20 protein-coding genes are annotated in these 25115 nt (G+C 41.0%); 7 read left to right on the top strand and 13 right to left on the bottom strand.

The window, feature by feature from the left end; genetic code table 11:
- Positions 1-37: 37 nt before the first annotated feature.
- The 8 genes from KO530_RS08400 to KO530_RS08365 form a co-directional block, all read right to left on the bottom strand.
- Positions 38-697, bottom strand: coding sequence for an NADPH-dependent FMN reductase (locus KO530_RS08400; RefSeq protein WP_216047974.1), 660 nt, complete (start codon positions 695-697; stop codon positions 38-40).
- 62 nt (positions 698-759) lie between these two features.
- On the bottom strand, positions 760-1200 hold the full coding sequence (locus KO530_RS08395) for an OsmC family protein (RefSeq protein WP_216047973.1): 441 nt from the start codon (positions 1198-1200) through the stop codon (positions 760-762).
- A gap of 80 nt (positions 1201-1280) precedes the next feature.
- The gene (locus KO530_RS08390) at positions 1281-1865 is read right to left on the bottom strand and encodes an SAM-dependent methyltransferase (RefSeq protein ID WP_216047972.1); all 585 of its coding nucleotides are present in this window, start codon (positions 1863-1865) and stop codon (positions 1281-1283) included.
- Positions 1866-1971: 106 nt separating this feature from the next.
- A complete protein-coding gene (locus KO530_RS08385; RefSeq protein ID WP_252729047.1) occupies positions 1972-2259 on the bottom strand; it encodes a hypothetical protein in 288 nt (95 codons plus the stop codon).
- 93 nt (positions 2260-2352) lie between these two features.
- Positions 2353-3030, bottom strand: coding sequence for an SOS response-associated peptidase (locus KO530_RS08380; protein WP_216047971.1), 678 nt, complete (start codon positions 3028-3030; stop codon positions 2353-2355).
- 99 nt (positions 3031-3129) lie between these two features.
- On the bottom strand, positions 3130-4194 hold the full coding sequence (locus KO530_RS08375; protein WP_216047970.1) for an alkaline phosphatase D family protein: 1065 nt from the start codon (positions 4192-4194) through the stop codon (positions 3130-3132).
- Entirely contained in the window at positions 4191-5342 is a 1152-nt protein-coding gene (locus KO530_RS08370) for an alkaline phosphatase family protein (RefSeq protein ID WP_252729039.1), read from the bottom strand. The genes KO530_RS08375 and KO530_RS08370 overlap by 4 nt, the downstream gene beginning before the upstream one ends.
- Before the next feature lie 70 nt (positions 5343-5412).
- Positions 5413-7716, bottom strand: a complete 2304-nt coding sequence (locus KO530_RS08365) for a TonB-dependent receptor domain-containing protein (protein WP_252729051.1) — start codon at positions 7714-7716, stop codon at positions 5413-5415.
- A gap of 307 nt (positions 7717-8023) precedes the next feature.
- Here KO530_RS08365 and KO530_RS08360 point away from each other — a divergent pair, with 307 nt between their 5' ends.
- From KO530_RS08360 to KO530_RS08340, 5 genes are all read left to right on the top strand, one after another.
- On the top strand, positions 8024-8689 hold the full coding sequence (locus KO530_RS08360) for a glutathione S-transferase family protein (protein ID WP_216047968.1): 666 nt from the start codon (positions 8024-8026) through the stop codon (positions 8687-8689).
- A 44-nt stretch (positions 8690-8733) separates the two neighbouring features.
- Positions 8734-9909, top strand: coding sequence for a dipeptidase (locus tag KO530_RS08355; protein ID WP_216047967.1), 1176 nt, complete (start codon positions 8734-8736; stop codon positions 9907-9909).
- Positions 9910-10021: 112 nt separating this feature from the next.
- A complete protein-coding gene (locus KO530_RS08350; protein ID WP_216047966.1) occupies positions 10022-10927 on the top strand; it encodes an ABC transporter ATP-binding protein in 906 nt (301 codons plus the stop codon).
- Positions 10920-11663 carry an ABC transporter permease gene (locus tag KO530_RS08345; protein WP_252729037.1) on the top strand — a complete coding sequence of 248 codons (744 nt, stop codon included), beginning with the start codon at positions 10920-10922 and terminating at the stop codon, positions 11661-11663. The genes KO530_RS08350 and KO530_RS08345 overlap by 8 nt, the downstream gene beginning before the upstream one ends.
- A 19-nt stretch (positions 11664-11682) precedes the next feature.
- Positions 11683-13530 (top strand): amidohydrolase family protein, encoded by a 1848-nt coding sequence (locus KO530_RS08340; protein WP_216047965.1) that lies wholly within the window; start codon positions 11683-11685, stop codon positions 13528-13530.
- A 23-nt stretch (positions 13531-13553) separates the two neighbouring features.
- Here KO530_RS08340 and KO530_RS08335 read toward each other — a convergent pair whose 3' ends face one another.
- Positions 13554-13928, bottom strand: coding sequence for a hypothetical protein (locus tag KO530_RS08335; RefSeq protein ID WP_216047964.1), 375 nt, complete (start codon positions 13926-13928; stop codon positions 13554-13556).
- 83 nt (positions 13929-14011) lie between these two features.
- Here KO530_RS08335 and KO530_RS08330 point away from each other — a divergent pair, with 83 nt between their 5' ends.
- Entirely contained in the window at positions 14012-20257 is a 6246-nt protein-coding gene (locus KO530_RS08330; protein WP_216047963.1) for a DUF6701 domain-containing protein, read from the top strand.
- Positions 20258-20393: 136 nt separating this feature from the next.
- Here the strand turns inward: KO530_RS08330 and KO530_RS08325 are convergent, their stop codons facing one another.
- The 4 genes from KO530_RS08325 to KO530_RS08310 all read right to left on the bottom strand — a co-directional run bounded on the left by KO530_RS08325 (position 20394) and on the right by KO530_RS08310 (position 23261).
- Positions 20394-20951 carry a DUF5655 domain-containing protein gene (locus KO530_RS08325; protein ID WP_216047962.1) on the bottom strand — a complete coding sequence of 186 codons (558 nt, stop codon included), beginning with the start codon at positions 20949-20951 and terminating at the stop codon, positions 20394-20396.
- 56 nt (positions 20952-21007) lie between these two features.
- Positions 21008-21526, bottom strand: a complete 519-nt coding sequence (locus tag KO530_RS08320; RefSeq protein ID WP_216047961.1) for an SRPBCC domain-containing protein — start codon at positions 21524-21526, stop codon at positions 21008-21010.
- Positions 21495-21848: an ArsR/SmtB family transcription factor gene (locus KO530_RS08315; RefSeq protein ID WP_216047960.1), complete on the bottom strand. Its 354-nt coding sequence runs from the start codon at positions 21846-21848 to the stop codon at positions 21495-21497. Before KO530_RS08315 ends, KO530_RS08320 begins: the two co-directional genes overlap by 32 nt.
- Positions 21849-22271: 423 nt before the next feature.
- Positions 22272-23261, bottom strand: a complete 990-nt coding sequence (locus KO530_RS08310; protein ID WP_216047959.1) for a PEP-CTERM sorting domain-containing protein — start codon at positions 23259-23261, stop codon at positions 22272-22274.
- Between the two features lie 561 nt (positions 23262-23822).
- Between KO530_RS08310 and KO530_RS08305 the strand changes: the two genes are divergently transcribed.
- Positions 23823-24776 (top strand): NAD(P)H-dependent flavin oxidoreductase, encoded by a 954-nt coding sequence (locus KO530_RS08305; RefSeq protein ID WP_216047958.1) that lies wholly within the window; start codon positions 23823-23825, stop codon positions 24774-24776.
- The last annotated feature ends 339 nt before the right edge of the window (positions 24777-25115 follow it).

Genomic DNA, 25115 nt, shown 5'->3' with positions numbered 1-25115 from the left:
TATCTAACAAGCAATTCCTAAAAGCTTAATAAACAGACTAAGGTGCATTGCGCTGGGAAGGGTTTGTTTTAAAGTCCTTCACCATATTGTGAGGGTCAATTTGAGCTCGATGCAGATTGGCCGCTTCTGCCCACCAAATTAATTGATTGAAGGTGCGAGCAAAGTAATTAAACCATGATTCTTGGTCTTCGCCGATTTGTGGCGAACCATCCTCAGAGAATACGTCTTGCGCTTTGGGCACATGAATCATAGCCGAAACAGGCAGGCAACCTAATTCAGCAAGAAAAGTGCGCATTCCCACTGCTGCGCGCATACCTCCCCATTGCCCGGCAGAATAGGTGACTATTGCACTGGGTTTATAGGAAAATAAAGAGCTACCAAAGTGGTTTAGCAGGTTGGCCAATGCCGGACTCATAGAATGATTATATTCAGGGCTTATCATGATGTAACCATCACTTGATTGAATTTTGTCGGCTAACTGATTGAGCTCAGTAGGCGCTTGGCTTCTAGAATAAGCAAAGTGCGGCTTGAAAACAGGCTGCAACGGGTAATCCAGTGCATCCACCAGCTCAAATGTATGCGCCGCGTAGCGATGGTTTAAACATGCTATGCAGGCTTTACATACTCGCTCGCCAAGACGCGCAGGTTTAGGGGGAGTACTATTACGCACAGTCCCCAAAAAAACCAAAAACTTCATACCTTAGACTCCAATAAAAAAGACGCAAAGTGAATTAACTCTGCGCCTTTTTTGCTTCTCTACTATTCGTCGCCGTATACGATTTCACACTCAATACTGGTACTACAGGAAATCGAATTACGAATGAGGCATTTTTCATCTGATTTAATCAGTAATCTTTCTGCATTATCTTTGTTTTCGGTGCTTGGAATAACCAGCCTGACTTTTGATTTGACTTTAGTGAACTGAATTTTGCCATCAAACTTGTCTAACTCACCCTCTGATGAACATTCAATCGAATGCCATTGTAACTTCGCTACTCTAGCTATCGCACGAAATGATAAAACAAAACAGTTTGCAATTGAGGCCATAAAAAGATCTTCTGGGGACCATTTATCACCTGCTCCACCAAACTGTGAAGGTGGGGCTACGTCAATATCTGGCAAGTTTTCGCATTTCGCAGTTAAACTGCCAGATACATTGCCTTGAGCAATTACAGTGTATTGATGGGGTAAATCTTTCATTCACATAATCTCCAAATTTTATCAAATAATGACCTGTGGCAGACGCAAACAGCGCTAACAACAGTTGTTAAATGTGTGCCTTATTTAGTTGCGACTGCCTGTATCACAGCCCCTTTACCTGTATGGTATATCCCCTCGATAACGTCTCGTTCTATTTCTTGTAATTGGCTGAAATTCAGCCTTCCGAGATCCGATAGCAACGACTCTTTAGTGGTCATTGAATCAATCGATTTTCCGCCTCCGGTCGCATGCTTTAACTGTTCGGGAGTATAAGCTTCTAGCAAAAACACACCACCAGCTTTGAGCCCATTAACCGCGCTTTTGTATACTTGGCTGCGTAATTCGGTAGGCAATGGACAGAATATAGAAATAATGCCATCCCATATATCTTCACCAATATCGAACTCGGCTAGATCAGCATGAATAAGCTCTATTTCAACCCCTTTTTCTTTTGCCAACATTTCAGCCTTTTTCAAGCCTACTTCAGAGCCATCTACTGCCGTAACTGAATACCCTTTTTGAGCAAGAAATACCGCGTTACGGCCCTCTCCTTCAGCCAAACTTAAAACCCGACCTTGTGGAATAGCTTGATAATTTTCTGCTAAAAAGGTATTCGGCTCTTTGCCATAAGCATAGTCTTTGTCAGCGTATCTTTCATCCCACATTTAACACCTCTTTGATTCATATCAAACCAATAACAATAGTATCTCTAACATAATGCCGACGAGGCAGTTTTCTTAACGATGTTAGGCGCCTTTTAGTTTCGAACGTTCATTGTTCTTGATGATCTACGTTCATATCATCAGGAGGATCGCCGGATTCTTCACCCCGTTTAATTTGCTCGCGTTTTTGTTTATCTAGGCTTTCAGTTGCCGAAGGGGGAATTGGAAACAGCGAAATAAGAGGAAATATGGCTAAAAAAACAAAGGCGCCTTTAGAGTTTCTTTTTGCCCACTTAATAAGTTTGCTCAAAACAATGAAGAGCATAGGAAATATGAGCATCGCAGTTAGCCCAATAAGTTCCTTTCGATAGTTTCCTGCTTCACTGAGTATGTCCATTTACCAATCATTACAATGTATTCCAGATAAACTATAGATGGGTAGTAAAGAGTTAAAAATAAAGGGGGAAACGATAATTAACTCACCCCTTTTTTAAAAGCCAAAACCCTGTTGAATTTGACTTTCCGGCTCTGTTTCTTGAATAAGCTCAGGGCCTTGGTTGGCGACTTTATTGACTTGACTAGACACCGGATAATACTTGTAATCGTCTGCGTAAGGTAACCATGCTATCTCTTCGCTTTGACAAAGGTTTTGGTCAGCGTCAAACCATTGTTTAGCTAATTGTCTATCGAACATCAAAGGCATGGCGTGATGCAGAGGTTGTAACTCACCTTCTGAGGGACGGGTAATGATAGTAAATGAACCAGGGGCATCTTTTCTCGGAGACTCATATAAACCACCAAATAAAATCGGGTTACCGTCTTTACGACAGACAAAATAAGCTTGTTTATGCCCATTTTCTTGTCGCCATTCATAATAACCTAACGCTGGAACAATACAGCGTTGTCCGGTTTCCCACGCATGTCGAAATGAGGGCTTTTCACTCAGAGTTTTAAGCCGTGCATTGAAAGTAGAAAATTCAGTATTCGCAGTTTTCACCCAACTAGGTAACAACCCCCAGCGAAAGACCTCGCATCCATCTGGCGTCACAATGGGAGCCATTTGAGTGGGGGCTATATTAAAGCCCAATTCAGCCTGCGCTGGCCAGTCTGATAAAATATCTGCCCAACCGTGCATTGCCCCCACATGATTTGCGAATCTGCCACACATTAACTTTACTCTAGTGCTTAGTTGATCTTAACGAAAATTTAGTATGGCAAAAGGTAATCACAATTAACAGTATGTTGCTGAATACCTAGATTCCTTATCTTAAAATGATAAATGTTGTTGTAATAACAAGTTACCTTGGGTGTCTTTGAGACTCAAGCTAACCTTAATTTCATCTTTTGCATCATTTGAGTTAGGCCATTGAATATCAATTTGCCCAAAGTTTGCATCAATAAATGCTTGACCTTGTCGATGTTCATTGGGACTTATTTGATGCCAGCTTTCTGTCAAACCTGATGAAGTCAGCTCCCATATAGATTGTCCTTTTTCGGTTTTATCTACTGACAATTCCCCCCAATGTGTATCACCACTGATAGCGAACAAGTTCTTGATATTCAACTCATCTAGTAAGGCTAGCATGCGTTCACGCTCGTGCGGAAAATTAGCCCAGCTTTCCCAGCCAGTAAATTCAGAAATAAACTGGATACTAGACACTAAAATACGTAAATCAGCAGGCTGTTTTAATTGTTCTTCTAACCATTGCCACTGAGTTTCACCTAACATCATGCCCTTACCAGAAGGATCAGGCTCGTACGGGCCTAAGTTATTAGGTGATTTAATTTTTTCATATTGAGTTTTCGATACTGCATGAAGAGCACTGCGATTCCAGCGCAAATCTAATAATATCACCTGTACTTGCTGTCCTAGCGGCCCGTATATATAGGCCGTATAAGCACCATCTTCTCGACTACGTCTTTGACTATTATCAGGCTCTTTAAAATAATCTAGCATAAGTTGTTTGGATGCTTGCTTTTGAGGATATTCCGCACCACCATCATTTACACCAAAATCATGATCATCCCAGATTCCCACCACTGGCGTCGTTTCTCTTAATTGTTTAAAGCCAGGAACATTAGCTTGTTTTTGGTATTTTTCCGCTAACACCTGCATATCTTCTGTATCACCGTAAATATTGTCGCCTAACAGCATAAACAGATCTGGCTTTTGTTGATTAATCGGTGCCCAAATAGGTTGTGGTTTATCTTGATGCACACAAGAACCAAATAAAATCTTGGTGATAGGTTTAGTCGTTGCTTGCTGGGCGAATACAAAACCATGAGAACTCAATAATAAAATCAAGCAAACAGCATAAATATTGATTTTCATTGCTGGTTTACCTCAATAGCTTTACCAATGTCATCATTAAATTGGTCTGGCTTTATATTTAACAAACGAAGGGCTGTAGCGGCAACTTGGTCCAAACTAAATCTTTGCGTGTTTTTTTGCTCTCCTAATGGATGATCGTTTGCCATCATTTGCTTTACGTCTGGCCCCATGGCAGCGAGCCAAATTTCGTTTGAACCCACTATCCCATTTTTGAACTCTGCTTCTGCATTAATATAACCCTTTACCGCTTCAGGGCTGCCATGGTGAGGCCAGCTTTTCAGTGTTTCACCACGCCCGTGATCAGTGGTAATAATGAGATTAGTCTTACCTGCATATTCCGGCATACTTTGTAGCTTCTGCCATAAATTTGCGATTAAGCTATCTGCACGATGCAGTGCATCCACATATTGCCAATAACTGCCATTGTGCGCAAAGTCATCTGTTTCACCTAAAGCCAAATACAACACTTTGGGTTTAAATTGTTCAACATATTCTTCTGCGAAACCCATTGTAAAAGCATCCAAGCGTACGTTATGCCATGGGCTAGGTATATTTTGTTGCAATTGATTTAGCCACTCGGTTCTTTCTGACAGATTTTGCCAGTGTGCAGATTCAAAACCAGCATTGATTGGCAATCCACTTCGTTGCCGATTAATGATTGCCGGAAATACATCCCAACTACCGAATACAGCAACCTTATGTTGATAAATTGGTTGTTGATTTAGCCATTCCAAAAAAGTAACGTTTTTGTTGTTATTGGCTGCATTATCACGAATCGTTGGATCGGCTTTACCGGTTAATAGCTCGTTATATCCAGGGTATGAAAACCACATGGAATTGTTTACTGTCATGGCAGAATTAATGTCTCGATTACCCAGCAATAGCCCATTATTTGCAATTTTCGACCAAAGAAACGGCATAAGCCTAGTTCTTTTTTCACTTGCAGAAGAACCGCCAAACTGTTCAAGTTGGCGCTGTTTAATAGCAGAGTTGATATTTGCGCTGTACAACTTTGGTTCATAACCTCGATACACATCTTGCCAGCGAACCCCATCGAGGGATATGAGTATAAGGTTTTCAGCACTACTGGCCAACGCACTTGCCAGTAAAGTAAACAAACATAAAATCATAACCAATGCACGTTTCATTCAATTTCTCCATAAAAAAAGGGCTGCAAAAGCAGCCCATAGACACAGGGTCACACATAAAGCATTTTAATTAAAATTTAACCATAGCGTTGAATGCAGCGGTGCGTGGCGCTCCAATCCAAGCTGATTGACCAGAAATACCGCCTAAATAGCTTTCATCAAACATATTGTTTACGGTAAGACGAAGCTCTATAGAATCAACACTTTCGCCCAAATCATCAATAATCACACCAGCATAGAAATCAGATACTAAATAGGCATCTGCAACTTGCGTATTAGCCGCATCGATAAAACGATCATCTACCCATTTCGTCGATAGCCCTGCGATATAATTATTTCTATTCCAATCGATTGAAATAACCGCCATATGTTCGGCAGAACCAAATACGGTATTTCCAACTGGGTAATCGATTGAACCATCAGTATATTCAGCGTCATTTTTAGTGAATGAACCGTAAACGCTTAAGTTGTCATTTACTTGAATATTGATACTAGCTTCAAGACCGCTAGAATCGATACCCCCAACGTTTACATATCCGCCATTGGTGCCGATTAAGAAATCAATTCCATCTGGTGAATCAGGTGCAATAAATGTCAATCTGTCTTCAAATTTAATTGAATAATAAGTCAAACTTGCAGTAACAATGTCGCCATTGTAACGAACACCTAAATCTAGATTTTCTGCCGTTTCAGGCGATATATCTGCTAACTGAGATGAATCAGCTTCAAGCACTGTGTCTTTAATGGCTGCAAAGTTTTCAGCATAGCCAGCAAATACTTCTAGACCGTCAAGACCGGTTTGGACCACTAAACCAGCGCTTAACAACAAATCGGAATCTGACGAAATACTGACGTTTTCTGTCTCACCAAAGTTGTCGGTCCGTTCTAAATCTACGTAAAATTGTTTAACACCAAAACGTGCGGTGAACATATCTGCCTCAAGGGTGTCTTCCAAAAACAACATGGTAGTTTCAACAGGGAAAGAACGGTCATATTGCACCCAATAAGGGGTATTATCGAACTCATAACCAACTCTAGAATCAATTATTTTGTGCCAATCTCGAGACTCGTTACGATCATAATCTTCATACCAAATCCCACCGCGAAGATTGTTTTGCATATCATTTATTTGCGCAATCCACGAAAAATCAGCATTAAATCCAATACGCTCTTTTTCATAGTGAGTATGGCGATAAGAACTAACCGGCAATGCACCAGATGCATAACACGCTGGATCATATTCGGCACCAGCTCCGCCATAAGGGAAGGTGATTGAACTTACACAACCATCAATGGGTGACAAAGCAACGCCAGTAGCATCCACAAAGTAGATTGTCGACAACGCACTGCCACCTTCTACGATATTGCCAGAAACCAACTCAGAATGAGGCTGATCCGTGCCATCAGCTTCCACATCCACTAGGTATTGAGGGATCCAATCGCCACGACCTTCATTGTAATGATAATAGGCATTAGCATTGACGACTACAGAACCGAAATCATGCTCTAATTCAACATAAGCAAACCGATTTTCACGTAGTGTCGACCAGCCTTTACGATATAATTGATCGATATAGGGAATCCCAGTCCATTCAGACGTTAAGCGATCCCAATCTGGATTTTGAACAAACTGATCCAAACTAACTCGTTGGTAGTTGTCTTCATGGGCATCATCCCAAGAAAAATATGCGGTTAAATCAGTGTCGCCATAACTGCTTATGATTTTTGCGGCAATGTGATCGCGAGTATTTTCAGCCGATTGATTAACCCAATCGGTATTGCTAGAACTTGAAACACTAAACCACGCATAAGTATCTTTAGCTATTTCGCCGGTTTCATAACGCACAAACATTTTTTGCGCATCGAAATCACCCAATGTGGTACTAAAAATCATTTGTTCTTCAGTGCCAGGCTCAATAGTTACGAAATTTAATGTGCCGCCTAGGGCTTCGTTAGAACGAGATGCTATATCAGATGTACCTTGAGACACTTCAACAGTTGCAAGATTTTCAGTGTCGATATAACGATTCGCTTTAGCGCCACCACCATAGTTGGAATTACCATTGGCAATACCATCGACGGTGATACCAATCTGCTGTTGATCTAGACTTAACTGGAATCCTCGAATAGAAACAGTGGTTGACCAATCATCTGTTCCGAAGGTATCCCCTTCATTAATTAATACACCAGGTAAATTATCGATAACGGACAGAACACTGGTAAGCGAACTTTGCTGCAATAACATCGTCTCCGATGTCTGGTTATTGGCATAAGAAACACTTTTACCGATAACACTGATTTCTTCTATTTCAGCTTCTTGGGTGTTTTCTTGAGCATACGAATGCTGTGCAAATAATGCTGCTGCCACGAGCATTCCAAGACTCGAATAATGAAATGGTAGTTGTTTATTGTTGCGCACCATGGTTCCCTTTTTGTATTTAATTTTCGGGCGCTAGAGTGCTAGGAAGTGATGACAATAGAGTTTAATTTCAATGACATTTTAAAGAAGGTTTTACTACACAAAATTTACGATATAAAAAATTAATTCCTAAAAAACATAATCTTACATAGATTACCTCAAGTGCTTTTCAGCTCTTATTCATAACTATAAGTATTCAAATGTTGTGTCTTTGTGGATAAACAAGCACATTATGCTTTCTTTTATAAGTTGGGAGAATGTTATGCTTAAATTATATGGGTTTGCCGTTAGCAATTACTTCAATATGGTGAAATTGGCCGCTGATCTAAAAAAAATCGATTACCAAGAAGTGATAACCTACCCAAATCAAACACCAGAATATTTAGCTATATCCCCTACGGGCAAAGTGCCTGCGTTAGAAACGGAACATGGTGTCTTGATTGAAACCAATGTCATTTTAGAATACCTAGATGATAATTATTCTGGCATCAAATTATATCCCGAAGACCCATTTCAGAAAGCCAAAACCAAAGAGCTGATAAAAATGCTTGAGCTTTATATGGAATTGCCTGCAAGGCGTTGTATGGCAGAAGCTTTTTGGGGTGTACCAGGAGAGGATATCACTAAAAAAGAAGTTAAACGTGCACTATTAAACGGCATGCAGTCACTCTCTAGAGTCGCTTCTTTTTCTCCATATATCGCTGGCGACCAGTTTACCGCTGCAGATATTTTCTTTTTGTATTCTGCTGATATAGCGCTGCCAATAGCAACTAAGTTATTTGATATCGACTTATTAGCCGAAGTGCCTGGAGCCAAGGAACTATTAGCCAAATTAAACGACATGCCAGAAGCAAAAGTGATTGCTCAAGCTAGAGTTGAAGCTATGCCCGCATTTAATGCATACTTGCAAAAAGCCTTTCAGAAATAGGCACACAACCTAGTCTGATCCCTGCCTTAATATTGGAGAACTCAATGAAGAGAACTCGTGTTGCATTAACTGCCTTAGCAGTGGTGTTACTTGGTTATACTGGTGTTCGCATTTTTGTACCAAGCTATTTGGAACAACAAATGAACAAAGTGGAGCCGGTTGACACCATCACGATCAGTCAAGATGCTCAAGCATTTCATAATTCGTTAATAGTAGGCGATTGGCATGCTGATTCACTGCTGTGGAACAGGGATTTGTCTGAGCACGGGCAAACTGGACATGTGGACATTCCGCGTTTGCAGCAAGGTAATGTTGCGTTACAAATGTTTACTACTGTAACCAAATCGCCAGTGGGACTAAATTACGAAGAAAATAACACAGATGCCGCAGACAACATTACTCGATTAGCATTAGTTCAAGGTTGGCCGATGGACACCTGGACTAGCTTAACTGCAAGGGCATTATTTCAAGCTGATAAACTTTTAGAACAAGCGCAAGAGCATGCAAACGATTTTGTTGTGGTCACTTCGCAAACAACACTAGCGACATTTTTAGAAAAGCGTCAACAGCATCCTAAACTTGTTGCTGGGCTTTTGGGAACAGAAGGTTCTCACGCGTTAGATGGAGAGTTGGAGAACATTCAAGTTCTGTACAACAAGGGCTTTAGAATGATGAGTTTACAGCACTTTTTTGACAACAAATTAGGCGGCTCTTTACATGGCACTAGCCAAACTGGTCTCACCGAATTTGGTAAACAGGCTGTCGAAAAGATGCAGCAGTTAGACATTATTGTCGATGTATCTCACTCATCTGAACAAACCGTTAAAGATGTGTTAGCCATCAGCACCTCACCGTTAGTAGTTAGTCACACAGGCTTCTATGGTCACTGTCAATCAAAACGCAATATTAATGATGGCTTAATGCAACAAATTGCCCAAGCTGGAGGCCTTATTGCTGTTGGTCATTGGGATGGTGCCATATGTAGTACTCAACCAACAGATATAGCAGATGCGATCATTTATGGCATCAACTTGGTTGGCGATGAGCACGTTTCTCTAGGTTCAGATTTTGATGGTGCTGTCACTACGGCATTCGATACCAGCCAGTTGGCACTCATCACTCAGTCCCTTTTAAACAAAGGTGTGTCAAAGGAATCTATAAGCAAGGTCATGGGTGGGAATATGCTGCAATTTTTGCAGACTAATTTGCCGGTTAACTAAGCATATACCAACAAGATCCGTTTTTAACAACTGCAGAACGTGACTTTTGTCACTTGTTTAGTACCTAAAACCATATAAAGTTTAGGTACTAAACATTCAGCAGGAAGTCTATATGGATCACCCAACACCGATATTACAGGCAACGAATCTCAAAAAATCATACGCTGCGGTAGAAGCAATTAAAGGCGTCGATATTAACATCCAAGGTTCAGGTGTTTTTGCCATTTTAGGACAAAATGGCGCTGGCAAAACCTCACTGATAAAATGTGCTCTGGGATTGGAAAAAATCACTTCTGGTGATCTAAAAATCATGGGGCATCAACCTGGCAGCCTAAAAGCTAAACGTCAAACTGGTGTTATATTGCAAGACTCTGACTTACCTGACTTGCTCACAATACGAGAACAAATAACCTTATTTGCTAGCTACTATCCCAACCCTTTTTCTGTACAAAAAACCATAGAAATGTGTGAACTTGAGGCCTTTGCCGACAAACGCTATAAAAAATTATCTGGTGGACAAAAAAGAAGGGCGCAATTTGCATTAGCCATTGTTGGTGACCCGCAATTAATTTTTCTAGATGAACCAACCACAGGTCTAGATATAGAAGCCAGACGCAATTTATGGGCAGTTATTCGAGGGTTTGCCGAACAAGGCAAAACGATTGTACTGACTACTCACTATTTAGAAGAAGCTGAGAATTTGGCAGATCGAATCATGATTATGAATTCAGGGGTCATTGTTGCTGACGCATCTCCGAATGACATTCAGAAGCAAACAACCGGCTCTGTAATTCGCTGCGAAACCAACCTTTCCGAAGAACAACTGCGTAGCATCGTTGGCGTAACGTCAGTTTCAATTTCAGGACGATTTAGTGAAATTAGCAGCGTTCAAATCAATCAAACGCTGTTAGAAATATTGAAACTAGATCAACAGCTAGTCGACCTCACCGTTAGCCAACCCAAATTAGAAGATGTGTTCAGTCAGCTAAGCCGAACCAAGGAGTTAGATCATGAATAGGTTAATCCATTCTTTTAATCTGGAAACCGGTGCCGAATTACTTAAAGCTTTTAGAGCTCCTGATTTTATTCTTCCAACACTGGGGATGCCGGTAGCTTTTTATTCACTGTTTGCCATCATGCTACCTGGAAGCAGTAACAATCCAGACTATCTGTTAGCTACTTATGGTGTTTTTGCTGTTATGGCTCCGGCTATATTTGGTTTTGGGATAAGCGTAGCCAACGAACGCGATAAAGGTTGGCTTGATCTTAAGTTGGCCGCGCCTAGTCAAGGTTTCAGTTACATAGGCGCAAAGGTTTTTAGTACGCTGTTATTTTCAAGTATTTCTTTAGCTATTATGTATATGGTTGCTGGTTTCGCGGCAGGCGTTGCATTGCCACAAAATACTTGGGCGCTACTGCTAATCACTCATATTACTGCCACTTTTCCTTTCATATTGATTGGCTTAATCATTGGTTTTGTCTGCAATGCAAACGCATCAATAGCGATATCTAATATTATTTTCCTAGCCTTTGCTGCATTAGGCGGATTGTGGATCCCAATTATGATGTTTCCCCAAAGTATGCAGACATTTGCACAGTTCTTACCCACCTATCATCTCAGTGAGATCGCACTGTATGTATTGGGGGCACCAGGGGAACGAAATGTGTTCTACCACATTATCGTCGTCACTTTTATGAGCCTAGTGTTGTTAATAACAACCGTATGGGCATGGTCAAAACAACGAAATCACTAAGATTAAAAAGGACATTCTAATGATTAAATATATTTTTGCAGTGGTCTTTGCGTTAGTAGTTGGAACCTTAGTTGTTCTAGTTTTCACTCTACCCACTCCCACAGCTTTAACGGACGTGGAAGCTGATAAGTCGGAAACGCATGCAACGAACACAGTGCTACTAAAAAACTTGCGAGTATTTGATGGTCACAAACGAATTGAACACACCAGCATATTAATTGAAGACGGATTTATCGTTAAAATTGCAGATATCAACAGTGACGAAATGAACGACGCTGTCAAAGGTAATGATATCAATGTTATAGAGGGTCAAAATTTAACGGTTATACCAGGTATTATTGATGCCCACACGCACTCCTACGGTGATGCATTGAAAGATGCCTTGCGCTTGGGAGTGACCACTCATTTGGATATGTTTACCAACGAAAGTTGGCTAATAAAACACAAAGCAAGCAGCCAACTTCCGCTACAAACAGATAAAGCTGACTTATTTAGTTCTGGCACACTTGCCACTGTGAAAAACGGACATGGCACCCAATTTGGATTTAGCATCGATACCGTAGATAGCATGGAAGAAATTGCTGAATGGGTAGCGAAACGCAAAAATGCTGGTGCTGATTATATTAAATTGGTTTATATGCCAGATCAGCAATATATACCAAGTTTAGACAAACCCACAGCTATTGAGATTATTAAACAAGGCCACCTGCAAGGCTTGAAAGTGATGGCGCACATATCAACACAAAGCGCAGCTAAAGATCTTATTGAAGCAGATATTGATGGATTAGTGCATATTTTTGCCGACCAAGTTGTCAGTGATGAAGTGGTTGCTTTAGCCGCTCAAAAAGATATTTTTATTATCCCCACTCTAGCGGTAATTGCCTCGGTAAATCAACAACAGCGCAATAGCAAATTGTTAGCAGATGAGCGAATTTCTACGAAGCTTTCAAGCCAACAAAAAAACACTCTACAGGCTAGCTTTAACTCAACAGCTAGTGGTTTTGATTTCGCCATAGCAAAGCAAAACGTGCTTCGCTTCAATCAAGCCGGCGTGACTATTTTATCAGGCTCAGATGCACCTAACTCAGGCACAGCATACGGAGTAAGTGCTTACCATGAAATTACATTATTAGTTGAAGCAGGGATGACTCCAAGTGAAGCGCTGAGCGCCGCAACAAGCGCAGCTGCTAAACGCTTTAACTTGCAAGATCGAGGAACAATTGAAATTGGAAAGCGAGCTGATTTAGTAATTGTAACTGGCGATCCAACTGCCAACATAGACAATATTTTCAATATCAAGCACATCTTAAAAAATGGTTTTGAAATACAGCAATACCTACCAGAAACTACCAAAGGGACACCACTAAAAACTGCATTATTAGGCGATTTTGAAGGACCCGATAGTTTGCAATATAACGACGACTTCAATTGGGGACATACTGACGATCGGGTGGCCAATGGCAACTCTATAACAACCATTGCCCTTCAAGAATTTGCAGGAATGAATAACAGTGGAGGGTTACATGTTTCTGCTGCTGTTAATTCTGGATTTCCATATCCATGGGCTGGCGCTGCACTAGGTGACTTTTCCCCCCCCATTAACGGTGTGGATATCTCAGCGTTTGATACTTTGGTATTTGATGTAAAAGGCTCGGTTGGCAACTATCGCGTGTTATCTTTTTCAGCCATTTCATCAGGAATTCCACCAAGTCAAAATTTTGAAATAACCGAGCAATGGCAAACCGTGCGTTTACCTTTATTAGGATTTAAAGGCTTAGATCATACAACACTTTCAGGCTTAGCGTTTGTAGCAGGGCCTACTCTCGGAGAGTTTGAATTTATACTTGATAATGTACATTTAGAATAATAATTACCGTTAAGATTAGGGTTTCAATTTGGTAAATCATCTGTTGCTTTTCCGGAGTGGTTAAGCAATGCATTATTTTTTTCAGCTTCTACCTCAGCATTTTCGATAAGCTGTTGTTCCGCAAGTTTATTTTTTTCTGCGGCTAGTGAGATTAGGTCTTTTTCAGATTGCGCCATTTGCAACTCAGCAAGTTTGTCGAGTGAGCGATGTGCCTGCTCCATTTCAGTCAGTGAATCGGTTAGTAATTTTTTTTCTGTTTCAAGCTCGATAGCTTGATCATGCTTTTGTTGTTCCATAAGCAAACTTTCTGGATTTTTTGACTGCTCAGTCTCTGACGAATTAGGGCTACAAGCCGCTATCGTTATAAATGACAGTATGAAGAGCATATTTATACGCATGTCTAGTTCCTAACATTACAATTATATTGGAGCTGGGTTATTATCATATGATGTTTATTGACGGTAATGAAGCCTAGGTTGTAATGCAAACCACCAAAACGTGCCATTTTAAAATTATTGCTTTGCTGGCAGCTCTTCCTGCTACCTATGTTTTAGCAGACGTATTACAACCCTCGACTATAACCTTAGTAGATACTCAATATAATAGTACCACTTGGGCGGCCAGTAATTTACAGGACGGTGATTCAAACACTCACTGGTTATCTAGCAAATTAAGCAACAACATTAATTTCCAACTCAACGACAGTAACGAAGCATACTGTGTAGAAGAATTTGAATTAACCAATTACGGTAAAGATTCAAGTTCACTAAAACAATTTATGTTACTCACCACTTCAGACAGCTCTTTAAGTGCCGACTCTGGTACTGATGGATGGCGTCCAATCGTAGCTGAGCAAAACCCCACTGCAAAAATTGATTATTTGAGTTGGGCGCAAGGGGCTCGGTTGGTATCGGTGGACAGTGAATACAATAGCACAACATATGGTGCGAAAAACCTTAACGACGGCAGCAACAAATCAAGATGGTTGTCGAAAAAATCGAATAACACCATTGAGTTTAATTTTGATACCGACTGGAATGGCAACGCTGGAAATTCAATCCCCATCAGTGAAATACAAATTACAAACTACGGTAACGATGATCGCTCAGTAAAAGAATTCCAAATTGAAGTTACCACTGATGGTGTAACTTGGAACAAACTTGAAGTCCCCGGCTCAGTCGCGGGTGATGACGACTATATATACTCCAGGACACATAATGGTGGTGTATTAGGCACTGTTGATAGCGAATACAACGCCACTACCTGGGCTGCTGAGAATATGCAGGATGGCGATGACAACTCACTTTGGTTAAGTCGCAAAAATAATAACACTATCGAATTTTCTTTTGACCCAAATAGTAATGGTACAACTGGAGCCGAAGGAGATACTGATGATGTCTTTACCTTTAGTAAATTTAACCTAAGAAACTATGGAGCGCACACTCGTTCAGTACAACAGTTTCAAATTGCAGTGCAAACTCTGAGTGACACCAGTTGGCAAAAAATTTATGTGCCGGGCTCAGCTATTGGTGATAACGATTTTAATTTTGCTATGTCCCATAATGGCGGTACTTTGGTTGAGATCGATAGCGAATTGAATTCCACCTCTTGGGGTGCTGACAATATTCACGATGGTGACGCAAATAGTAGATGGCTAAGCTCAAATGGAAATAACACCCTAGCCTTCCAATTTGACGTTGACGAAGATGGCTTAATGGGTACGGCAACAGATTATTTCACCCTCGAAAGCTTCCGATTACGAAACTATGGAAATGACGATCGGTCAATTAAGCAGTTTCAAGTTTCAGTCAAAACCGCCTCAAATCCAACATGGCAAAAAATAGCGGTACCTGGTTCCACAAGTGGCGAAGCTAATTATAATTTTGCTTTAACGTATCAAGGCGGTACCTTAACCAGTTTTGACAGTCAGTATAACTCCACGTCATTGGCTGCGAAAAATATTCATGACGGTGACGGAAATTCTTCTTGGCTAAGTAACAAAACTAATAATTTCTTTGAATTTCAATTTGATGCTGATGGGGACGGCTCACTCGCCACTGCCGCGGATCAATTTACCTTACAAAGTTTTTATTTGAAAAACTATGGAAACGATGACCGCGCTATCAACGAGTTCCAAGTAGCGGTTAAGACATCAGCAAATCCAAACTGGCAAAAACTCAGTGTGCCAGGCTCTGTCATTGGCGAACCTGACTATAATTTTGCTTTAGCGCAACAAGGTGGGACATTAGTCAATATTGATAGCCAATATAACGCCACCTCCTATGCAGCTGCAAATCTGCATGACGGCGACTTAAACTCATCTTGGTTAAGTAGTAAAAGTAACAATACCTTGGACTTCCAATTTGATCTCGATGATGACGGTAATTTATCAGGAGCCGGGGACAGATTTAAACTTGAAGGCTTCAATTTAGTTAACTACGGCAATAACGATATTTCAATTAAGTACTTTCAAATTGAAGTTAAAACCCTTTCTAATCCAGATTGGATAAAAATTCCTGTCGCTGGCTCAGGGGCCAACGAACCAAATCACAATTTCTCATTGAGCTATCACGGTGGTAGTTTAACTACTCTAGATAGTGAGTATAACTCTACCTCTTACGCCGCCAAAAATTTACACGATGGTGACCAAAGCAATCAATGGTTGTCCTCCAAACAAAATAATACCTTAGCCTTTACTTTTGACACCGATAATGACGGTACCAATGGAGATCCGATTAATTTCGATACTTTCTCTCTGGTTAATTACGGTAACAATATATCAGTACAGACCTTTGAACTTGATATTCAAATTTCAAACGGTCCATGGCAAACCATCAATGCCCCAGAGGGCGGGACGACTTTTACCGCCAACATGGATAATGATTTGCAAACTTGGTCTGTCGGCGCTTATAACAATGTCACAGCTACACGCATACGTACCTTAAGTAATTACGGACACTCTACCTTTACGGGCGCCAGAGAATTAACCTTTTCAGGTGATTCAGTTGGACCTACCTATACTTATACTGCCGCTAAAAATAACGACGGTGAAAGCTTCAGCATAGATCCAGCTTATCAGTTTGAAAATATAACGGATGTGCGCTTACGCACAATCTCCAACTATGGTCATTCTAGTTATATTGGCGCGAAAGAATTTAAACTTTTAGGGCCATCGGTTAGTGAAAGTAAGACGTTTAAAGCAGCAATGCATAGCAATGGTGAATTGTTCAGCCTAGATAGTGAAGACATCCCCGTTAACGTCACAGATGTGAAACTCATCACTATTAGTAATCACGGCGATCCATCCTATATCGGTGCTCGTGAATTTGAGCTGCTGGGATTGTCAGTAGCCCAAAGCAAAACCTTTACAGCGGCTATGAACGATAGTGTTCAGACTTTTACTCTAGACCCTGCCGATGTGCCAACTGATGTAACCGATGTGAAACTAGTAACCATTAGTAATCACGGTGACAATACCTACATTGGGGCCAGAGAATTTGAACTACTTGGCCCATCAATTACCAGAACGAAAATTTTTACCGCGGCCATGCATTCAAACGGAGAAACTTTTCAGTTAGATGAAGATGACATTTCTGAGGAAGTCACTGCAGTCAAGTTAATAACCATCAACAATCACGGTGATACATCTTACATCGGGCTACGTGAATTTGAAGTAATCGGGGAATCGGTTACTCCATCAACCACCTTTAGTGTGCCAATGTCAGCAGCACCATATGACATAGTATTGGATGAGGAAGATGAAGTTACAGATGTAATAGGAGCACGTTTAGTAACCATTAAAAATCACGGTGACCCAAGTTATACAGGTATCGCTGATTTTAAATTACTGGGCACAGCAATTACCCCAAGCTACATATTTACTGCTGAAAATACGACTTTATTACAGAGTTATGATTTTGATCCTATTACCACCAATATTCTGCGGTTCCGTAGCTTGAACAATTATGGAAGCTCATCTTACGTAAGGGCCACTGATTTTAAATTAAATGAAGGGGTCTGCAAAAACGCGCAGTGGCGGATGGATGAAACCAGCTGGAATGGTACGGCAAACGAAGTAAAAGATAGCACTAACAGTGGTTACGACGCAGTTTCAGTGGGTTACGGGGTGGGTACTGATCCAACTACATCTGCGATGAACCCCGCCCTTGAGGGCGATCCAGGTTCATGTGGGTATGGAGAATTCGATGGCGTTGATGATTATATTGTTAGTGCAAATGGAGACAGTTTAGACGAGTTAACAGCCATGACGTTATCAGCGTGGATTAAGGCCAGTAGTTTTAATCAAACCAATGGCACGGATTCACGGGGGGTGTTTTCAAAAGGACCTGATGGTGTTGACGGCGTTTCTTATGGTGCTTTTTTTACCAACTCTGGCGGCAACCGACTGTATGTAGACATAGATGGGGCGAATGACAGATTTCAATCGAACACCAGTTTTGTGGTTGATACTTGGTATCATATTGCTATTGTTTTCGATGGTACCCAAGACGAATCAGAAAGAGTAAAACTATATGTTAATGGTACTCTTGACGGTACTTTTTCTGAGTCCAGTAGCCTAATTCCTAATACTTCAGGGGATTTTTATATTGGTAATTTATATTCATCGGCAAATCAGAAAAGCGTTTTCCATGGGGCCATTGATGAGGTAAACCTGAGGCCGACGGCTTTGAATGCGGCAGAAGTATCTAGCCTTATGGGCACAACCCGCTCTTGTACTGTGCCACTACATCATATCCAAATTGAACATGATGGAGATGGTTTAACCTGCAGCGCTGAACCTGTTACGCTCAAAGCCTGTGCCAATCTAGACTGTACAGATTTAGTCCCCATAGACGTCAATGTAACCCTGGCAGCCACGGGAAGTCCGTCTACATGGAGTAATAACCCAATCACTATTCCCAGTGGTGAAACTGTCAGTGTCGAGTTCAACCATACAACCGCAGAAACAATCACCCTATCAGCCGAAACAGATGTTCCAGCAATGAGTGATCTAGAGTGTATACCTGATTGTGATATTGTTTTTTCCAGCGGTGGTTACCTGCTTAGCTTAGAAGATCACACTGCATGCAGCACCACAAACTTAACAATTCAAGCGGTTAAGGTCGGTGACAGTAGTACCAGTTGTGCGGCTGCGGAAAATGGCGATTTATCCCTAGATCTAGTTTTCAATTATGCAAATCCAACCACTGGAACCAAGGTACCCACTTTAGATTCCACCGCCATGGCTGCCGCCTCAGTTACTCAGAATAGAATCATCAATTTTGATGAATCCGGAACGGCAGTATTGAGTTTTGAATACCAAGACGCCGGTAAAATTAGCATTGAAGTAAATGACGCAAGTGGCAACGGGTTGGCTTCTTCAACAGTAACGACGGTAGTTAGCCCGGCTAAATTAATTGTTGCCAGTCCTGATACTAATGCAGAATGTACAACAAACGATGCTAGCTGCAATGTATTTAAAAAAGCCGGTGAAGACTTTAATTTATCAGTCGCCGCGGCATGTAGTGACGGTACCATTACAGCAAACTTTGAAATGAAGAATATTCCCCTTACAGTAGATACTGTTGCACCGTTAACGGGTAATTCAGTGAGTTTAGGGGTAGCGAACATCAGTATTGATACAGCCGACAACGGCGTAAAATTAGAAACAAATCAAAGTGTTTCAGAAGTAGGTGTATTTACTATAACGGCAACACCGCCAGTTAATGGTTATTTTGGTAAAACTATTGATGCCGCAACAAGTGAAAGTATCGGTAGGTTTACCCCAGCGTATTTTGACTTAGAGACAGTATTTGATGGATTTCTTTCTGGAGGCGATCCTTTTGTCTATGCTGGACAGATGAACATTGCAAGCCCTGCTTCAGGTCAAATTAGCTACGCGACTGAACCTGAATTCACCATAACGGCCAAATCTTTAGATGGGCATACAACGTTAAACTATACCGGTGATTTCGTAAATTTAGATGAGTCCAATATTGTTAGAGTCAGTCCCACCGAAGATTCAAGCCAAATTGGTGCCGATGCCACTACTAATGTCTCTTTGAGCGCAAATCTAAAATCGCCGACGATAACCGAAATGAATGGGGTAATTAGTTATCAATTTAACTCAACCGATAATTTTATTTATGAGCGTAATGCCAATGCGTTAGTTGAACCATTTACAAGTAACCTAAGTTTGAAGGTTACATCGGTTATAGATGCAGATGGAATTACGGCAAACGATTCAGATGGAAATGCTGCCAACGGGGTACTTGAATTGCTACCATTCGGCGAAGAAGTGCGTTTTGGTCGATGGGTTTTGAAGAATAACTACGGCCCAGAAACCACTTCATTGAATATCCCGATGCAAATCGAGTATTGGGATGGAAGTCGTTTTGTGATCAGTAGCGAAGACAATTTCACTCGCTTCGACGCAGCAACCGACGTAAACATAACCGATATAAGTCTAGCTCCAGGCACTACTAGCGCGTCAGGCGCAGGTACGTTCGAGTCGGGACGCGCAGAATTCCTCCTTTCTCCACCTGGAGTTAATAACCAAGGTGATGTGCAAATTGAGTTTGAAGTCCCAACTTGGTTACAATTTGATTGGAGCGATATCGACTCTAACTATGACGGCCCATATACTGAGAATCCGTCCTCGGTAGCGACTTTTGGCATATTTCATGGCAACGATCGAATGATTCATTGGCGCGAAAAATCAAATTGATGATTTGTGCATTTTAACCAGTGCACACCTTGATTTAAAATTTTGTGTAGCCTGCCAAAGAAGCAGGCTCATAACACCAGTGAAAATATGCCTGTCTATCCTTCACCATCTTTCATTTACGTCTAATTGGCAATTTTTAGCTTTGCTGATATGCCATTTTCAGCCAATCAATCAGTTCTTCATCTACTTGATTTATATCAGTGATTTTAATCCGATGAGACACCATCGAATTGAAACTACCAGAAGCTTCCAATCGCCCCTGAGGCTCGACATTTTTAAGATTAAGACCAAGGTCAACACGGGTTTTAGTGGAAGGTTGAATGAGTGCAAATTGCTTATTGCGCCGCAAGCTAATATAAGACTTTTTTGGCGCTATTTGCATTTCACTCAAACTATCGAGAGCTTTAATAATAGTTGAGTATATTATTTTCAAATGTTGCTTAGAGCCACTATATTGCGTCTCTATTAAGTCTGTTTCGTTTGACGGAGTTGCATTACGATTGAGATAGTCATGGGCGATTAAATTGGCAAAACCGTGGGTCACAGCGAACTCAGTTTTCAACATTTTAACTATTTGACCATGCTTTTCATACTGTCCTTTGGTGATGATTTCAAACCAGCTGTTCATGCCCTTTCCGGTTTTCTGCTCCACGTTGTTGCGCATGGTTTGCGCCATTTCTTCTGGAGTTGCCATAAGTATTCTCCCAATTGTGATTATCTGTTTATTAACGAGTCATAATCATTAACCATTTAGAGCGGCCAATGCTCACTTTTACATTTACTTGGCACAGTAAAAGACAAAGCGCCAATCATGAATAGCATAAGTTGATACTTAAATGGCGGTTTGCCATGCTCAACGACACCTTTTAAAGTATTTAAAATAAACGGGACACCTTGCTCCATGTATTTTGCAGTTTTCGTTGCAACCGGCATATCTTCATTAATAAGGGTAAATTCAGTTCCCCCGTCCACTTCCTTCAACTTATAAGTCACCTTGCAATAAGGATCGTCTAAACTGGTAAATTTAAAGGAATGGGAGTAGGTAAAGGGAGGATCGAATTCCAGCACTTCCCCCACTACCGAGGTATATTTACCATTTTTACCAGTGCGCATTCTTATAGCTGCACCCTGTTCAAGCCCAGGAGTGTCCAAACGAGCATTAAAAAACTGAGCTTGTAGACCGTCTGTTTTAGTTAGTTGTTGCCAGACTTTATCTATTGGCGCCGCAATAAAAATTTTATGAACACTTTTTGTCTTGCTCTGGCTCATTTTCATCATCCTGCAATTGTTGTTCAATTTGGTTTTTAAAGCCGGTTAAACGGGATGCCATAAAACGACTATATTCATCCGTCCAGCGATCATAAATTTGTTGAATGGGTATGACGTTAAAATAATGGTGTTTGGATGTACCGATCTTTTCAGTAACTAACAAATTGGCCTGCTCTAGTATTTTTAAGTGTTTCATTATCGCTACCCTACTCATAGCGAACTGACGACTAATATCATTCACCAGACAGGCTGGATTGTTCTTCACAAAATCGAGAATTTGACGTCGAGTTTTATTTGCTAGTGCGCTGAAAGTATTGTCCATAACCAATATGTAACCATTAAGTTACATATAAAATAGCGGATATGTTTCTCAAAGACAAGTTTAAACGGTGCATGTTTAACATCGTTATAAGGGTTAGGTAGCATAATAGCCCAGTAATCAATTTTATTAGTTTAGGGTTTAATAGCTACAAAGGATATCTCACCATCACTTGGATTATATGATTTCGCCTACCATGCAATTTTTGATTGTATGAAATAATAACAAAAGGAGGCGTGACGGGACCACGCATTTGACCTTGAATGTAAAAATGCTCCCGAACATTTCCGTTCAGGAGCATTTAATTAGAGATTACTTTGGCTCGGTAATTGATACATCTACGCGAGCAATACATAGCATCTAATAACCGAGTTGAATATACCTTAGAACTGGTGCACTAAACTGGGCTTAAACTATTTACGAATGTTATTTCGCAAAACGCTTACGCATGCTCATCCCCATTAAACCAATGCCGAACAGCAAGATAGTTGCTGGAACTGGAACGGTAGTTGGATCGTCATCTCCAGGAATATCTACAGTACCTACTGTATCACCGAAAACATAAGAATAATTAAGAGTTGCTGAGTCCCCTGCATTCAATTCTCCGATCATAAAGCCAAGCCCGATACCATTATCCCCAGAAGAGTCGAAACCAAATGCTATTGGTGCAAAATCACCACCGATTAAATAATCGGCAGGGTTGATTTGTGAACAACACGCACCCTCTATACCTGTGTTATGTTCATAATCACTATCGGTAAACATACCCATAGTTAAACCACTGATAACACCAGAGGCACTGATGAAATCAGTTTGCGCCAATTCGCCAGCATCATCATAATCACCATCATTATTCAGATCTAATCCACGCTCATTGTTTGTATTTGCCGAACCGCCAAGATAGTTATCTGGATCAGGGTCAATTGCTCTTGAGAATGCAAGATTAGTCATGTCACTAATAGCGGTAATCGTGGTCGTAATATTCAGGTTTTCATCGGTATCATCAAAGAAAAAGTCATGAATAATATCGAAAAAACCATTGTCAGCAGTACCCGTCCAGCGAACATGGTTGTCAAATGCGCCACCACTAAGGTCTGTAATTGACACCTGACTTACGCTATCGCTTGAAGAGTTTCTATTACCTACAGTACTGAATTGGTCAGACGAGATACCAAAGCCTTCAAACGGGGTCCCCGGGCGAAGATAATCTCCTCGTGCAGTATCAAAAGTTCCTGTTCCAGTGGCATCATGAATTAAACCTGGTGAGGCGCTTTCATTCCCTAAGGTGCCATCATCTGACACTTGGGTCCAGAGGAAATTGCCTTGCATAAAAATAGGAGCGGCCGTTGCAGCCGATGCTCCTAACATAGCGCTTAATGTAATGCTTGCTAATGCCAGCTTTTTTGTTTTAATCATTGTTTTATTTCCTTTTTAATTTTGACAGTAATGCTTCAATCCTACCGAAGCTTCCGATGCTCACACCAATTTTGCACCTAGTTGGGTTACAAGCATAGTTTAAGCCAGCTTATTTTTACAAAATTAAATCAACAACTTATTAATATTTAGATAAAAATAATTACCGCCTATAAAGGGAGATATGTAAAAAAAACTGACAAAAATTTGTTTAAAGAAAAAATATTTGCGACATCCAGATAACTATTAATAAGACCGAGTGAAATCACCACCACGGGTGGCGAAATGGACTTACTCTACTCGGCAGCAAATACACGTCATCATAGAGCAAGGTAATGATTTAACTCAGGTTGCATATATTTTCTAATGCTTTTTGGCACTGATATTTCCAGCTCTTATCTTGTCCCACAAATTCTATCTTTACAATAATTGAAGCCAACCTTGTCAACTATCAATAAACCAATAGCTAGGTATTCTATTCATGAAAAAAAGTACCAATCTCACTAACATTTCTATAACAATATTACTAATAACCTAAGCCACAATTCATTTCAGAGGAAAGATATGACTAATATTGTAATCAAAACCCGCATCACAGATATGCTCGGTATTGAAAAACCTATAATACAAGCTGCGATGGGCTGGATAGCACGTTCACAACTATCATCTGCGGTTTCAAATGCTGGCGGTATGGGCATTATCGAAACGAGCTCTGGTGAATTGGATGCAATACGAGAAGAAATTATAAAAATGCGCGACCTGACGGATAAACCCTTCGGTGTGAACATTGCCCAAGCTTTTGTGCGCGATCCAAAAATTCTCGACTTCATTATTGATCAAGGTATTAAGTTTGTTACCACATCAGCTGGCGATCCAACCAAATATACAAATCAACTAAAAGCCGCTGGCTTAACCGTATTTCATGTAGTACCCAACTTCAAAGGTGCACTAAAAGCAGTAGAGGCAGGCGTTGACGGACTCATAGTAGAGGGTGGTGAAGGCGGCGGTTTCAAAAATGCCGACGACGTATCGAGCATGGTCTTGATACCGCAAGTATGTGAAGCGGTAAACGTACCTATAGTCGCTGCTGGCGGTATTATGGATGGACGCAGCATGGCAGCAGCCCTAGCCCTTGGTGCTGACGGTGTTCTTATGGGGACTCGCATCTTAAGCGCAACAGAAAGCCCCGTTCATCAAAACTGGAAAGACGCGATTATTGCTGCTGATTCAACTGACACTCTGTTTTTAAACCGCAAAGGTCCAGGGCCAGCGTTAAGAGCACTGCGCACCAAACGTTCAACTCGGATTTTAGAGGAAGGCTCACCAAGTATTTTCAGCGAATTCCAAGACACACAAGCGGTATACTTTGGTGGCGATCTAGAGGCAGGAATCGCTTTAACAGGACAAGTTGCAGGGCGCATTAAAGAAACAAAATCGATTAAACAAATATTCGATGAAACTCTTGCTGAGTTTGGTGAAGTCACAGGCCGTTTAGCTGCTTTAGTAAAAAGCAATTAAAGCATAAAAGAGGGTAATCATTGTTAACGGGGTCAGCACGCATAATTTAAAAAGCCGCAGTCCCCATAGGCTTCTATAAAACAACAAGTTACTCACATTGATTAGCTGATAAAGCGGCTCATCCGCACTTAATAAGCAGATTGATAAACACAACAACAATCTCCACCGTTACTCAGCTTGCTAGCTTGTCATGTTCTATCTTTGATGACCCGGGATCGAGACGCACGCGCAGCAGCGGGACACGACCCGTGGCACTGGTTCGATTTCAACCTAAAACGAAAAAGCCCCGCATTTTCATGCAGGGCTCTTGGAATAAATGGTGCCTCGACCCGGGATCGA

It is taken from the genome of Aliiglaciecola lipolytica, from assembly GCF_018860635.1.
GTDB classification, from domain to species: Bacteria; Pseudomonadota; Gammaproteobacteria; order Enterobacterales; family Alteromonadaceae; genus Aliiglaciecola; species Aliiglaciecola lipolytica_A.
Note: the sequence above shows the minus strand (reverse complement) of the source record. Positions and strands in the feature narration are given on the sequence as shown.

Bases quoted from the DNA above. Each gene is read 5' to 3' on its own strand.
- KO530_RS08400 (WP_216047974.1), bottom strand. From the start codon at position 697: ATGAAGTTTTTGGTTTTTTTGGGGACTGTGCGTAATAGTACTCCCCCT.
- KO530_RS08395 (WP_216047973.1), bottom strand. From the start codon at position 1,200: ATGAAAGATTTACCCCATCAATACACTGTAATTGCTCAAGGCAATGTA.
- KO530_RS08390 (WP_216047972.1), bottom strand. From the start codon at position 1,865: ATGTGGGATGAAAGATACGCTGACAAAGACTATGCTTATGGCAAAGAG.
- KO530_RS08385 (WP_252729047.1), bottom strand. From the start codon at position 2,259: ATGGACATACTCAGTGAAGCAGGAAACTATCGAAAGGAACTTATTGGG.
- KO530_RS08380 (WP_216047971.1), bottom strand. From the start codon at position 3,030: ATGTGTGGCAGATTCGCAAATCATGTGGGGGCAATGCACGGTTGGGCA.
- KO530_RS08375 (WP_216047970.1), bottom strand. From the start codon at position 4,194: ATGAAAATCAATATTTATGCTGTTTGCTTGATTTTATTATTGAGTTCT.
- KO530_RS08370 (WP_252729039.1), bottom strand. From the start codon at position 5,342: ATGAAACGTGCATTGGTTATGATTTTATGTTTGTTTACTTTACTGGCA.
- KO530_RS08365 (WP_252729051.1), bottom strand. From the start codon at position 7,716: ATGCTCGTGGCAGCAGCATTATTTGCACAGCATTCGTATGCTCAAGAA.
- KO530_RS08360 (WP_216047968.1), top strand. From the start codon at position 8,024: ATGCTTAAATTATATGGGTTTGCCGTTAGCAATTACTTCAATATGGTG.
- KO530_RS08355 (WP_216047967.1), top strand. From the start codon at position 8,734: ATGAAGAGAACTCGTGTTGCATTAACTGCCTTAGCAGTGGTGTTACTT.
- KO530_RS08350 (WP_216047966.1), top strand. From the start codon at position 10,022: ATGGATCACCCAACACCGATATTACAGGCAACGAATCTCAAAAAATCA.
- KO530_RS08345 (WP_252729037.1), top strand. From the start codon at position 10,920: ATGAATAGGTTAATCCATTCTTTTAATCTGGAAACCGGTGCCGAATTA.
- KO530_RS08340 (WP_216047965.1), top strand. From the start codon at position 11,683: ATGATTAAATATATTTTTGCAGTGGTCTTTGCGTTAGTAGTTGGAACC.
- KO530_RS08335 (WP_216047964.1), bottom strand. From the start codon at position 13,928: ATGCGTATAAATATGCTCTTCATACTGTCATTTATAACGATAGCGGCT.
- KO530_RS08330 (WP_216047963.1), top strand. From the start codon at position 14,012: ATGCAAACCACCAAAACGTGCCATTTTAAAATTATTGCTTTGCTGGCA.
- KO530_RS08325 (WP_216047962.1), bottom strand. From the start codon at position 20,951: ATGGCAACTCCAGAAGAAATGGCGCAAACCATGCGCAACAACGTGGAG.
- KO530_RS08320 (WP_216047961.1), bottom strand. From the start codon at position 21,526: ATGAGCCAGAGCAAGACAAAAAGTGTTCATAAAATTTTTATTGCGGCG.
- KO530_RS08315 (WP_216047960.1), bottom strand. From the start codon at position 21,848: ATGGACAATACTTTCAGCGCACTAGCAAATAAAACTCGACGTCAAATT.
- KO530_RS08310 (WP_216047959.1), bottom strand. From the start codon at position 23,261: ATGATTAAAACAAAAAAGCTGGCATTAGCAAGCATTACATTAAGCGCT.
- KO530_RS08305 (WP_216047958.1), top strand. From the start codon at position 23,823: ATGACTAATATTGTAATCAAAACCCGCATCACAGATATGCTCGGTATT.